Origin of the sequence: Blautia massiliensis (ex Durand et al. 2017) (assembly GCF_051861785.1) — a bacterium.
Lineage (GTDB): Bacteria > Bacillota > Clostridia > Lachnospirales > Lachnospiraceae > Blautia_A > Blautia_A luti_A.
The window spans coordinates 3,741,825-3,755,591 of the sequence record NZ_CP146725.1 but is presented as its reverse complement, the minus strand read 5'-3'; the positions used below and the strand labels follow the sequence as shown (position 1 = coordinate 3,755,591).

11 protein-coding genes and 1 pseudogene are annotated in these 13,767 nt (G+C 45.2%); 2 read left to right on the top strand and 10 right to left on the bottom strand.

What is annotated here, in order from left to right; genetic code table 11:
* Window positions 1-67: 67 nt before the first annotated feature.
* A complete protein-coding gene (locus tag V9W66_RS17725; protein ID WP_144096057.1) occupies window positions 68-1,099 on the bottom strand; it encodes a uroporphyrinogen decarboxylase family protein in 1,032 nt (343 codons plus the stop codon).
* Between the two features lie 54 nt (window positions 1,100-1,153).
* Window positions 1,154-2,554 carry an MFS transporter gene (locus V9W66_RS17720; protein ID WP_144096055.1) on the bottom strand — a complete coding sequence of 467 codons (1,401 nt, stop codon included), beginning with the start codon at window positions 2,552-2,554 and terminating at the stop codon, window positions 1,154-1,156.
* Between the two features lie 261 nt (window positions 2,555-2,815).
* Between V9W66_RS17720 and V9W66_RS17715 the strand changes: the two genes are divergently transcribed.
* Complete coding sequence (locus tag V9W66_RS17715) at window positions 2,816-4,396, top strand: PucR family transcriptional regulator (protein WP_144096053.1); 1,581 nt, start codon at window positions 2,816-2,818, stop codon at window positions 4,394-4,396.
* A gap of 21 nt (window positions 4,397-4,417) precedes the next feature.
* Here the strand turns inward: V9W66_RS17715 and V9W66_RS17710 are convergent, their stop codons facing one another.
* The 8 genes and pseudogenes from V9W66_RS17710 to V9W66_RS17675 form a co-directional block, all read right to left on the bottom strand.
* Window positions 4,418-5,200 carry an arylamine N-acetyltransferase family protein gene (locus V9W66_RS17710; protein ID WP_144096051.1) on the bottom strand — a complete coding sequence of 261 codons (783 nt, stop codon included), beginning with the start codon at window positions 5,198-5,200 and terminating at the stop codon, window positions 4,418-4,420.
* Window positions 5,201-5,215: 15 nt separating this feature from the next.
* Window positions 5,216-5,755, bottom strand: coding sequence for a DUF2284 domain-containing protein (locus V9W66_RS17705; protein ID WP_144096049.1), 540 nt, complete (start codon window positions 5,753-5,755; stop codon window positions 5,216-5,218).
* Window positions 5,756-5,771: 16 nt separating this feature from the next.
* Entirely contained in the window at window positions 5,772-7,472 is a 1,701-nt protein-coding gene (locus V9W66_RS17700; protein WP_243121845.1) for an ASKHA domain-containing protein, read from the bottom strand.
* 91 nt (window positions 7,473-7,563) lie between these two features.
* Window positions 7,564-8,196, bottom strand: coding sequence for a corrinoid protein (locus V9W66_RS17695; RefSeq protein ID WP_144096045.1), 633 nt, complete (start codon window positions 8,194-8,196; stop codon window positions 7,564-7,566).
* Between the two features lie 43 nt (window positions 8,197-8,239).
* Window positions 8,240-9,058 carry a methyltetrahydrofolate cobalamin methyltransferase gene (locus V9W66_RS17690; RefSeq protein WP_144096043.1) on the bottom strand — a complete coding sequence of 273 codons (819 nt, stop codon included), beginning with the start codon at window positions 9,056-9,058 and terminating at the stop codon, window positions 8,240-8,242.
* Between the two features lie 326 nt (window positions 9,059-9,384).
* Window positions 9,385-10,317, bottom strand: a complete 933-nt coding sequence (gene metA / locus V9W66_RS17685) for a homoserine O-acetyltransferase MetA (protein ID WP_144096041.1) — start codon at window positions 10,315-10,317, stop codon at window positions 9,385-9,387.
* Window positions 10,318-10,408: 91 nt separating this feature from the next.
* Entirely contained in the window at window positions 10,409-12,370 is a 1,962-nt protein-coding gene (ligA, locus tag V9W66_RS17680; protein WP_144096039.1) for an NAD-dependent DNA ligase LigA, read from the bottom strand.
* A gap of 85 nt (window positions 12,371-12,455) precedes the next feature.
* Window positions 12,456-13,106: pseudogene (locus V9W66_RS17675) on the bottom strand (pseudouridine synthase); the annotation flags it as partial.
* A gap of 112 nt (window positions 13,107-13,218) precedes the next feature.
* On the opposite strand from V9W66_RS17675, the gene V9W66_RS17670 reads away from it, so the two are divergent.
* A complete protein-coding gene (locus V9W66_RS17670; protein ID WP_144096037.1) occupies window positions 13,219-13,755 on the top strand; it encodes an N-acetylmuramoyl-L-alanine amidase family protein in 537 nt (178 codons plus the stop codon).
* The last annotated feature ends 12 nt before the right edge of the window (window positions 13,756-13,767 follow it).

Here is a 13,767-nt window from a genome sequence, read left to right as displayed (position 1 = left end):
CTCCAGTGCTTGATTGTTTTGTTTACATCCGCCAAGATGCAACTCAATCATACCTTGAGGTTCTTTTTTATTCAATTGGCGCTTTTAATAAATTGCAGGAATGCTCCTTATTATATTTTTCAATCTCGTCATCAATAATTGAATCTACATGAGGGAACAGACAACCGGGACCTCCATAGGTAATACATGGAATGAAATGTCCGTGTGGTGCATACTCCTCACATGCTCTTCTGACCTCCTTGCGGATCTCTTCTTCTGTGGAATCCACACGGTCTACGATCGAAGCATCGATTCCGCCCATAAGTGTCATTCTTCCGTTCAGCTGTTTCTGGAGCTTCGGAATATCATTCTGCGGAAGTGTTCCCTGCCAGATGTCAATCCCAAGATCAACCATATCCTCTATGATCGGTTCCATGAAGGAATCTGCGTGATGCATGATGATTACTCCATGGTCTTTCATATATTTATAGGATCTTTCATACTGTGGTTTGATAAATTCTCTCCATGTGTCCGGACTGATGAACAGGGACTGCTTGGAACCCCAGTCATCGTGGGAAAGGATGATATCCGGGTGGAGATTATCAACGATCAGCTTTGTAAGCTGAAAACGGTACTCCCCAATGGCATTGCAGAGATCCATCATATCCTCCGGCTCAAGAAGGAAGTTCACCAGCATATCCTCAAATCCCATCAGGAAGTGAAGCCTCTCAAAAACACCTGTAGGCATAAATGCCATGAAAAGGCTTCCTGAATCCTTTATCTCCTGTGCCTTCTGTTTAAATGGTTCCCATAAAGCCGGATCCGAGCACTGACCGACAATATCCGGGATCACCAGCTGCTCTTTCCATTCTGTGATATCATCAATGACTTTGTTGTCCTCTGTTACATGTGGCATTGCAGCCAGCTGTTCCTGGGGCCAGAGGATCTCAGTTCCGAAAAGATCCTTCATAGGCTCCATACCACGGTGACGGTTTCCACGCACATAATTATTTGCTGGGTTCGGCGGGTAAAAGGTCGCACCCTCATACTGTCTCAGAAGTCGTTCCGGCCTGCCGTCCTTTTTTATCGTTTCAAGTAAAATCTCCGATGCTTTCAACATAATGCTTCCTCCTTTATTATCCTGTGATCTTTCAAAATACCCGATCACTTATCTTTATGATCTTGCGTCAATCTCAGCCTGATACTGAAGAACCTTTTCCTTTGTGATCTTAAATCCAAACATGAGAAGCAGAAGACCTGCCAGACAAAAAATAGCCGGAACAAGTGCAAAGGAAATCGTCATTCCCTGACGAGCCGTCCCCTCAAGAACAACTCCGGATTTCCAGCCTACCGCCACAAGACAGGCGCTGAGGATCATTCCTCTTAAGAACACGGCAATCTTCAGCGGAAGATTCTGTAATCCCATGATCCATCCGGATGCATCTTTTCCGCTCTTCCATGTTGCATACACTACAGTGTCAGCATAAAGTGCAGGTGAAGCTGCAAAAGCCATGCCATAAAAAAACTGGGCAAGTGTCATAAGAGCGATCACTGTCATTGCATTTCCATAGAAAATATATACAAGGAACAGGGATACTGCCATTCCTGCATAAGCAATGATCATAGTTGTACGGGACGATATTGCTTTTGCAATGTATCTCATGGAAAAAGCTCCGATGATGGCACCGATGGCAACACAGAGAAGATAAGTGGTCATCAGTCCCGGATTTCCCATTGCATCCCTGAAATAGTAAATAGCAGATGCTGCTGTTACAAATTTCACACACCATTTTGCAAGGTCTGCCAGCATCAGGACCATAAGAGGCGGATTCTGAAACAGGGAAGCAAACATCTCTCTGATCGTGATCTTTGTTTTGTCATTTTTCTTTCCTGCTGTTTCCGTTTCAATCTCTTCATAGCCTTCCGTCATCTTGAAATGGGCAAAATAGGTTACGACCATCAGAATACCCAGGCAGAAAGCTGCTGCTGCAAATTTATTTTTCTCACCGACATATCCGGCAAGAAGTGTTGCAAATGGAAGACCCATATAGGAAAACAACAGACCGCCTATGTTATTCCAGGTTGCCCTGGAAGATGCAAGCGTTGCTTTGTCTTCCGGTGTTTTGCCAACAATACTGATCAGAGTTGCGTTGGCAACATAGCTGAAATTCCATGCCACATGAGATGCGATGGATGCGGCAATGATCACCACTGCCGAAACCCATTCATTATCGCTGACACGTATGAACATGAATGCATACAGAAACGGCACCATCCACGGAACCATGATCAGCCAGGAACGATAACGCCCCCATTTCTTTGCTTTTGTGCCATTGATGATTCCTCCGTAAAGCCAGGACAGACAGGCATCAACAATGGTAAATACGGAATTGATCACACCAGCTACACCAGCTGCAAAGCCTGCCAGATCCGTTAGAAATGTCATAAAGTAAAATGTCTCGATATTACTCATAAGAACAAATCCGGCATCACCAACACCAAAGAAATATTTCAGGGCATTTGTAAGACCCTTTTTCTGTTTCGGATTTTGTTTCGGTATTTCATTTTTACTCATTTTCTTTCCCCCTTCGCTGTTTTTTGTGGGGCCGGCCATTTCCACAACTTCACGTTACCTTTGATGGTTATAGTATAGTTGTTTTTTTCCTGTTCGTAAATCCGCACACTTCTTCATTCTTTCTCCAATGCTTCATACTTTTTGCACAGTTATTATTGTAAATATGCACAAATAATTTTCTCTCCGTTTTCTTTTTATTTTCCGTCTAATATGTTATAATTTCCTATAAATACAAGGCTTTTATGAATTGGAGGAAATACTTTGAATAAAAGAGAGCATTTCGTGAATAGCCCGCATACCGGCTTCCATCTTAATCTCCAGATCATTGCTGACGATTTTGCGGAGAAAAAAGAGGATGTTTCCATCCTCTGCCGTGAAGACCCCCTGACGCTGGATGGTCTTCGCATATATCAGGCAGGAGCCCTGCTGAAGCCATGCTACCTTTATCTTGTCTTCGGCAATTCTCTTTCCGAAAGCTTTCTGCGATACCAGAACATCGCATTTGTAGTGGTGGGCTCCGGTGATCTTTCCTGCTTTTCCGAAAGCTGCAGGATCCTTCACATTAAGGGAACCCTTTCTTTTTCTGAGATTTTCAACCAGATACAGCAGACCTTTGACAGATATTCTGACTGGGACAGTAAACTCCAGCTTGCACTTGGAAGTATCGATCCGTTGAACGAAATGCTGGAAGCCAGTCTGGATATATTTCATAATCCGGTTTTTGCCCATGACACCAACTTCTATATTCTTTCTTCTCCCCGGCACGTAACCGGTATGTCCGAATGGGTCCATGACCAGCGTACAGGAAGACTCATCGCACCTTTAAGCCTGATTCAGGATTTCAAGCTTGACGCCGAATACCAGCGCACACTTATCACCCACGGCGCCAATATTTATTCCGAAGAGCTCCGTGGTTACCGTATCCTCTACATGAATCTCTGGGTCAGCGGCAATTATCAGGGCCGGCTTTGTGTGGATGAGCTCCAGACGGAGATACAGCCCGGACATTTTTCTGCTCTTGAGTATCTTGGCTCCTTTATCGAGCTGTGCATCCGTCGGCACAATCTGTTCCAAATTTCAATGGGAAATGACTCCCGGCAGTTTTTCACGGAATATCTTTCCGGAAAGCTCACAGAACTACAGGCAGTTACCGATCAGATCCAGTATCTGAACTGGAATCGCCATGACCGGTATCTTGTACTTCGTCTGGAAACCCAGCAACAGGATGACCGTATGCACTCTTCCATCGCCACACTGGGACACATTGAAGCCCAGATCCCGGAAGGTCTGGCTTTTACCTATCAGCAGGGAATCGTTGTGATCGTTAATCTGTCCTTTAAGCACTCTGTATCTTCCGATGTTATCCGTTCACTTGCGATCATCCTGCGCGAAGGGCTTTTTAAAATGGGAGTAAGCTCTGAATTTCGTGATTTTCTCCTGATCCCTCAGGGATATATTCAGGCTGTTTCCGCCTTGCGCCTGGGCAAAAAAAGTCAGAGCATGGCCTGGTGCTATCATTTTGATGCTTATCTTCTGGAATATATGCTTTCCCAGATCAGCCATCAGATCTGTCCCGAGCTTCTGGTTTCTTCACGGCTGGATGCACTGCAGAATTATGACCGCAAAAACAATACTGAACTGTATCACACACTCAAGGTCTATCTGGAGCATGAACGCAATTCTCTTCAGACAGCCCGTGAGCTTTTTATACACAGAAGTTCCCTGACCTACCGTCTGGAGCGCATCCAGAAACTCACAAAGGTTGATCTGGATAATCCGAAAGACCGGCTTCTTCTGCAGCTCTGCTTTCTTCTGCAGGAAAAGGACCAGACTGTCACCTGACAACCTGGTCCTTTTTTCTGTTTATATCTGTAAAAACTCCAATCCGAAATAATGTTCCATCCATAGCCTGATGGTTTCTTCCGAATCGCTTATTTTCGTTTCAATGGATCCATCTTCCTTCTGGATCGTAAGAACATTCCCGGTCAGCGCAACACTTCCTTCCGGTCTGCAGATGCTCACCACTCTTTTTCTGGTAAACAATACATCCGGAGATTTTGCACAATAGAAATTCAGCAGTTCAAAATCTGCTTCTACTGCAGGAATCTGTGAAAATCTGAGTATTGGCAGATATTTTTCTTTTTTCTTTCGTTCAACAAGAATCTCTCCGTTTGTATTTCCCGGTTTCATGTTAACACGGTACCATCCGTTTTTTTCTCTGTGGATACCATCCTTCATAAGAACCGGCTTCTTGGGTCCGGGACCTCCGTATCCTACATCACAGTAATAGCTTCCTTCCTCAAAAATAACAAGGGTTGCCCGGTGCAGGACCGGCGGAAGCTCTTCCCGGTTCCACAATATCCTTACCGCCACAGGGATCACACGGAAATCCAAAGCTTTCAGAAACTCATAAAACAATTTATTCAGCTCAAAGCAATATCCGCCTCGTTTTCTGACAATGATCTTCTCATAAATATCTTCCGACCTCAGAGAAGGAATCCTTCCCTCGTCAAAAACTTCCAGATTTTCAAAGGGAATACTGCAAAGATGAAGTTCCATTATCTTTTCCAGACATTTTTTATCTGTTCTTAATTCACCCTCATATCCGATCCTGCTCAGATATGCCTCCCGTTCTCTGTCATTCATTTTTTCACTCCTGTTCTATTCAAGAAGATAGCAGCTGGTATAGGCGATCGTACAGGGACCATAATAGTATTCCAGACCATTTGCCTGGCATACCTGTGTTACCAGCATTCCATAGGCTTCCATCGAAGAAAATGCCTGTTCGGGGAAACGGCATGGAGCATCCGGATATGTACACGTTTTACATTTTGTACAGCACCCGGCCCCTATGGGGAGCATACCCGGCCATCTTTCTCTGAGCACTTTTTCAAATTCATAAAAATTCTGTTTATGAACCGCTTCTGTCTCCATCATCGTCTCTCCGTCCAGAGGATCCTCCAGTTTCCCCACTGTCTGGACAATAATGCCTTCCCTGTACTTTTCTATCTTTTTTCTGCATACTTCAAGATCTCCGCATCCGGGAGGACAGCTCCAGCGTTTTGCATACATATGACAGATATTATTTTTGCACATTTCCCTTACCTCCGGCATAAGCTGGATCGAATCGCTCTTCAGAAGCGCTACATGAGAAAATCCTGCCTTTTTTCCCATTTCTTCCAGTTCTTTTATATTAAGCATATCCATTCTCCTCGCATTACGGAAAGCATAAGCCATCCACAAAACAGTCCTGGAACTCCGGCGAGGCTGCCAGCTCCACAAAATCCATATTTTTGACAGTCCGATCCATTTCTTTTCTTTCCTCTTCATTCAGAAGCGCGATCCTGGCACCTTCTCCGGCTGCATTTCCCACCGGCTGTATCCTGGGCAGCAGCTCAGCCGGGAACATCCCGATCGTCGCCGCACTTTCCGGATTCATGTAATTGCCGAATGCACCGGCAAGATAGACCTGTTTAATATCCTTTTCCGTGATCTCCAGTCTTTTCATAAGAAGAAAGATTCCCGCTGCGATAGCCGCTTTTGCCAGCTGTACCTCTCCGATATCCTTCTGTGTCAGATAAACGCCCCTGTCATTTCCCGACTTTTCCGGAGGTACCAGCACAAACACTCCCGCCTTTTCCTGGCCGCTTTCCAGATGACCACTTTCATCGATAAAGCCAGCCAGGTACAGCTGTGCCACAAGATCGATCAGACCTGAACCGCATAAGCCTGCCGGAGCCTTATTTCCTATGGTCGTGTATTCCCATTTTCCATCTTTGTATACTACATGATCCACTGCTCCTGCTCCTCCGCGCATCCCGCATTCGATCTTTGCACCTTCAAATGCCGGACCGGCAGCTGTTGAACAGCAGGCTAATCCCGTTTTATTTCCAAGGACCATCTCCCCGTTCGTTCCAATATCGATCATAAGGCTGATCTCGTTCTGCTGATCCTGTCTGAGCGTCAAAATGCAGCCACAGGTATCTGCCCCTACATACCCGGCTATATCAGGCAGCATAAACAGCTGCCCCTTTCTGTGGATATGGAGCCCATATTGCTCTGCATTCAGTGTAAGCCCCTGACTGATCGCCGGATTATACGGTGCATGGACCAGCGATGCCGGAGAAATCCCAAGAAAAAGATGATGCATGCAGGTATTTCCTACCACAGATACCTGACAGATATCTGATCTGCTTCTTCCTGCTTCCTCTGTCAGTTCCTGGAGCATTTCATCAACCGCATTCCGTATGCAGCCAGTCAGCTGCTCTACGCCATGCTCCAGAGCATGATCCGCCCGCATGATCACATCTGCGCCATACTGAGTCTGTGGGTTCATTCTGCTCTTGAGAGCCAGCTGCTTCCCGGTCAACGCATCCATAAGATAGCCGACCACCGTCGTTGTACCTATATCAAAAGCCGCAAAACAGATTTTTTTCTCTTCTCTGCTGATATCCAGGATCTCATTTCCTGCACAGATCACATACCATTCTTCTGCTTCTTTTCTGCAGCCGTAAAGCTTCGATGCAATTTCAGTATCAGGCAGAACAGGTTTTTCCACATCCAGCTGTTCTGTCAGCCGCTCCCATTCAGAGCGGTTGTCTCCTGTCTCCGGTTTCTCAAGAATCACTTTTTTCTGTTTCAGATCAGGCCTGAACGCAACCGGTCTCTGCATTCCTTCTGTAAGGATCTCCTCTTCCTGGCATCCGGACAATGTATCTACTTCAAGGTCACTGTGGATTTCCGTCTGACATGCAAGCACCATGTGATCCTCTATTTTAACACGACATTTCCCGCACTTTCCCCGGCCTCCGCAAGGTGCATCAGGAACCAGCTTTGCTTTTCTTTCCGCCTCAAGGATCCTGGTACCCGGTTCCACCAGGATCTCCTTTTCCTCCCTGATAAATTTTATTCGGTACATTCTCATCCCTCCGATGGTCACTGTAAAGCAAAAGCCGCTCTGCCGTCTATGCCATGCACAGACAATACAGAGCGGCCTGTTTTATTTTCCCTTATGCTGCCAAAGCTTTTGCAAGAACTGCTGCGCTTGCTGCATCTTCTGAATATCCATCTGCGCCGATCTCATCTGCAAATTTCTTCGTGATCGGTGCTCCTCCAACCATGATCTTAACATTGCTTCTGAAATCTTCCGCATTAAGTGCTGCAACTGTATCCTTCAGAGCCGGCATTGTAGTTGTGAGCAGCGCTGAAAGTGCAATTACCTTAACATCCGGATTTTCTTTGTAACATTCAATAACCTTCGATGCAGGTACATCAACACCGAGATCAATAACTTCAAAGCCGGCACTTTCGATCATCATTGCAACAAGATTCTTTCCGATATCATGAAGATCTCCTGCTACAGTAGCGATGATAAGTTTTCCCATACTTCCTGTAGCGCCGGATGCAAGATGTGGTTTCAGAACCTCAACACCCTTTTTCATTGCACGGGCTGCTACCAGCATTTCCGGAACAAAGATTTCTCCGTTTTTAAATCTTTCACCTACAACAGCCATTGCATCGATCATGCTGTTAAGAATCTCTGTTGCCTCACAGCCTTCATCAAGAGCTGACTGTACAGCTGCACCTACAAGTTTTGCTTTTCCTTTTTCTACCAATTCTGCTACTTCTGTGATTTTTGACATAATCAAACACCTCCGCTTTTTATCCGCATTCCGCATATGCGTTTTATTTATTTTTTACAGGTCCGATCAGGCCTTCTCTGTATGCTCCGATGTATTCCATACAGTAATCATCCAGACCAAGCAATGCCTCTGTTGCATATACAAGTCCAAGCATATCTCTGTTTGTAGGATCCATGATCGCGCTGTCAAGGCCGGCATTCATTGCAAGTACCACAAATCCGAAATTGATAAGCTTACGTACCGGCAGATTGAAGGAAATGTTGCTGATCGCCGCTGTAATGTGAATCATCGGATACTGTTTACGGACACTTGAAATTACTTCCACGTTCATCGCAATACCATCTTCAGATGTACAGAGCATCTCAACCAGTGGATCAATATGGATACGATCCGGTGAAATTCCGTACTCTTTTGCTTTTGCCATGATCTTGTCAAATACCTTCAGCCTGTCTTCCGCACTTTTGGGGATACCTGTATCATCGCTTAGAAGTGCGATAACCTGCCACCCTTTATTTTCAGGCTGTGCCATAAGAGGAAAAATCTTATCGATCTTATCTCCTTCACCGGATACAGAGTTAAAAATACCCGGTTTTCTGCAGAATTTGTAAGCTTCTGTAAGAACATCTGCGCTGGGACTGTCTACGGAAATCGGAAGATCTGCCACTTCCTGAATACAGTCGATCATCCATTTCAAGGTTTCTACTTCTTCTGCTTCCGGAACAGATGCGCAACAATCGATATAGCTTGCTCCTGCGTTTGCCTGAGCAAGTGCCCGCTGCTTGATGAATTCTGCATCTCTGTTTGCGATTGCCTCCGCCACAGAGGGGATGGATCCATTGATTTTTTCACCTATGATTATCATACTATTTATCCTCCCGTTAACATATTCTGGCCTGCATCAAGAATTGTCACTGTTCATTCCATTCTCAGTAACACGCTTCGCAGAATATTACCAATGAACAGTAACCAGGAATTCTTATTTCAGTTCCATGTCTTTTATATAATGATTGTATCAAAATAAATGCAAAAAACCAGCCGCATTTCATACCATAAACATTGCATTTATTCCTACATTTTGTAGGAATGTTTTTCAGGAAAGACCTTCGTAAGCAGCAATCTAAAATAAGCCCATAAATCATAGCTTTGTCTACGATTTATGAGCTTATGCTAACACTTATTTCATATTCCTTAAATTTCCCTGAAATCCGGTGTCCCGTACAGGTCATACGGAGTACTCTGGTATACGTAATAATTCAACCAGTTCGTATACAGGTTGTTGGCATGGGCCCTCCAGGTGAGGAGTGGTTTGTTGTTTGGATCGTCATCTTTGTAATAGTTCTTCGGGATTTCAATAGGCAGACCCTTGGCAAGGTCTCTCTTATATTCGCCATCCAAAGTCACGCGGTCGTATTCCGGATGTCCCATAACAAAGATTTTACGTCCTCCCTCTGCCATTGCAAGGAACAGACCAGCCTCTTCGCTTTCCGCCAGGACCGTAAGGTCTTTACATGCATGGATATCTGCAATAGGAACTTCTGTGTGTCTGGAATGCGGCGCAAGAAATACATCATCAAAGCCCCGGACCAGCGGGATCTTACGGTTCAGTACCCTGTGCTGGAAAAGTCCGAACATTTTCTTATCCAGAGGTTTTTTCTCCAGGCCATAAAAATGATAAAGACTGGCCTGCGCTGCCCAACAGAGAAAGATCGTGGAAGTCACATGCTTCTCAGTCCAATCCATGATCTCAGTCAGCTCATTCCAGTAATCCACTTTCTCAAAAGGCATCTGCTCCACCGGTGCTCCTGTGATGATCATTCCATCAAATTTACGTTTCTTTATATCGGTGAATGTTTCATAAAACTTGTTCAGATGGCTGAGAGATGTATTCTTGGCTTCATGGCTCTCCACAGCCATAAATGTCACATCCACCTGCAGCGGTGTATTGGAAAGAGAACGCAGAAGCTGCAGCTCTGTTTCTTCTTTCAGCGGCATCAGATTCAGGATCAGAATCTGGATCGGACGGATATCCTGGTGCATGGCACGTTTTTCGTCCATTACAAATATATTTTCGCTCTCCAGGATCTCCTTTACCGGAAGATCCCCCTGTGTTTTGATCGGCATTGTTTGCCCTCCTTATATATGAAGCGTCTCTTATAAAGGAGCCGCTCGGCTTTTTTCTTCAGATAAAAAGTATCTCCAGTCTGTACGGCCTTTACTGCACTCCGGCAAGTTTCCGAAAATCTTCTTCTGAAAGGATCGGAATCCCCAGTTCTCTTGCCTTTTTGTTTTTGGATGAATTGGACTGGATGTCGTTATTGATCAGATAATTGGTCTTTTTGGTAACTGAACCGGTAACCTTGCCTCCCAGGGATTCGATCAGCTCTTTGGCCTCACTTCGATTTCCAAAGTGCACCAGACTTCCTGTGATCACAAAATTCATTCCTTCAAAGATCTGTTCCTGTTTGGGACTGTCCTCCTGAATATGAAGAAAGTTCATCAGATGATCCAGGCGGCGATTGTTATCCTCATCCTTAAAATAAGCTACCAGATTTCCGGCAATGACCGGCCCGATGGTATCAATATCACTGAACTCTTCCAGACTGGCATGACGTATCCTGTCCAGATCATTGTCAAAATGACGGCAGATCACCTTTGCATTAGCCAGACCGATATTTGCGATCCCAAGACTGTAGATCACCCTTGGAAGTGTAGTCTCTTTCGCCCGTTCCAGGCTTTCCATAAGATTATCATAGGATTTCTGCCCAAAGCCTTCCATTTCCACGATCTCATCCTTATACCGGCTGATCTCAAAAATATCGCCAAAGTCATGGATAAATCCCCTGGCAATAAATTTCTCCAGCGTTGCCTCGGAAAGTCCGTCGATATTCATGGCATCCCTGCTTGTAAAAAGCCCAAAGGATTTGATTTTCTTGGCCGGGCACCCCGGATTGACGCAGAAAAGACATTCCACATCGTTTTCTTTCTTTACTACCGTTTCCTGTCCACAGGCCGGGCAGGTGTGCGGGATCGGTGCATTACCGCTTCCGGTCAGATTTTCCGCAATCTGAGGAATGATCATATTTGCTTTGTATACACGAATGGTATCTCCGATCCCCAGCTTCAGTTCCTTCATGATACTGATGTTATGCACACTGGCCCTGCTCACTGTGGTTCCTTCCAGTTCCACCGGCTCAAAGATTGCTACCGGATTGATCAGTCCGGTCCTGGACGGGCTCCACTCAATCTCCAGAAGTCTTGTATCACGCATCTCATCGGCCCATTTAAATGCCATGGCGTTCCTTGGAAACTTGGCCGTAGTTCCCAGAGATTCTCCGTAAGCAATATCATCATACAATGCCACAAGCCCATCTGACGGAAAATCATTGGTCGTAACTGCTTCCGCAAAGTAATCCATCGCTTCATCCAGAGTTTCCGCTGTGACTTTTCGATATTCCACAACCTCAAAACCCTGTTCATTCAGCCACCGGAACTGCACCTCCCTGGAATTCCGGAAATCCACGCCTTCCGCACTCACTAAAGAAAAAGCATAAAACCGTACGTTTCTCTTCGCTGTAATTTCGTTATTCAGCTGGCGGACAGAACCACTGCAGAGATTTCTGGGATTTTTGTATTTGGCATCTGCATCTCCGATAGTTTTGTTGATCTTTTCAAAATCCGAATAAGTAATGATGGCTTCTCCGCGAAGTACCAGTCTCCCTTTAAAAGAAATTTTCAGAGGTATGTTCTTAAATACTCTGGCATTATTGGTAATAACCTCTCCCACAATACCATTTCCTCTGGTAACTGCCTTTATAAGCTCTCCGTTTTCATAGGTAAGCACGATCGTTAAGCCATCCAGCTTCCAGGATAAAAGTGTAGGATGTTCCCCGATAAACTCTCTCAAAGCTTCTCTCTCTTTGGTTTTATCCAGAGACAGCATCGGTCTCTCATGTTCCTCCTTGGGGAGCTGCTCCACTGCCTCATATCCTACATTAACGGTTGGACTGTCTGCCAGAACGATCCCTGTTTCTTTCTCCAGTGCGCTCAGAGTGTCGTACAGGGCGTCGTACTCCACGTTGGACATGATCTCCCTGTCTTCCTGATAATAGGCCCTGGACGCTTCCCGGAGCTTTTCTCCCAGCTCTTTCATTTTTTTTATGGATGATTCGTTCATGGCTTCCTCCCGTCCTTTTTTCTGATTTTTCGGAGGAAAGCATCTCCTCCAGTTCTTTTCGTTCTTCCGTCCGGATCTCACGATATTTCCCCTCTTCCAGGCCATCAATATACAGATTCATGATCCGAACACGTTTCAGTGTTACGACTTTATATCCGAAATATTCACACATACGACGGATCTGGCGGTTCAGACCCTGGGTAAGGATGATACAAAAACTGTTTTTCCCTGTTTTTGTAACCTTGCAGGGACGTGTGACCGTATCAAGGATCGGCACTCCGCCGCCCATACCACGGATAAATTCTTCTGTCACCGGTTTATTCACGGTCACCTGATATTCCTTTTCATGGTAGTTCCCCGCCTTCATGATACGGTTCACCAGATCTCCTTCATTGGTAAGGAGAAGCAGTCCTTCGGAATCTTTATCCAGCCGTCCTATGGGATAGATCCGCACCGGATAATCCAGATATTCTGTTACTGTTACCTCTTTCCGCTGCTGCTTGGTACTGCAGACAATCCCTTTTGGTTTATGAAAAAGAAGCAGGATCTTTTTTTCCTGTTTTTTTACAGTCTTTCCGTCAATACAGATCTCCGCATCCGGAAGGACCTTCATTCCTGTGGAAACCAGTTCTCCATTGGCAGTAACTCTCCCCGCTTCTGTCAGTCGGTCTGCCTCTCTTCTTGAGCAGACTCCTATATCGCTTAAATATTTATTGATTCTGATTTTTTCGTCCATTGTTCTATTATATATTTTTTCTCATGCGTTCGCAACCGGTTATTTTTCTTGTATTTTCTTTCTCATTATTGTATGATAAACAGAAATATACTTAAATATCAGGAGGAAAATCATGTCAGAGCATACTCCACGTATGAACCGGCTGCTGATCTTTGTCGCTGTTTTCCTGTGTCTGATCTGCGGTATTCTCTTTACCCAGTCATCGGCCGGTCCTTTTGAAAGCAGCAGTACTTCCGTAGTTTCCATAAATACCAGCGATATTTCGACTATTGAACCAAGTTCAGATCGCGATCACCATACAGATGCATCGATATCTTCCGGCACTCCTTCACCTTCCGCCACACCGTCTCCTGTTCCCACAGAGATTCCCGAAACAGAAAAGGGTTCGCCGGAGGCAGAAAACGGAGTCTGGACACCGGATGGCACCAACTGGAAATTTATGGTTGACGGAACCGCCTATACCGGATGGCTTACCGACACAGATGGTCATCGTTATTATTTCAACAAGGATGGGATCATGCAGACCGGCTGGATCACCCTAGGCAAAAAACGTTATTATCTGGACGAAGACGGAATCATGCAGACCGGAACCATCACCGTAAATGGAAAAAAATACACATTGGCAGCAGACGGTTCACTCAAAAAATGATCTTTCGTTATA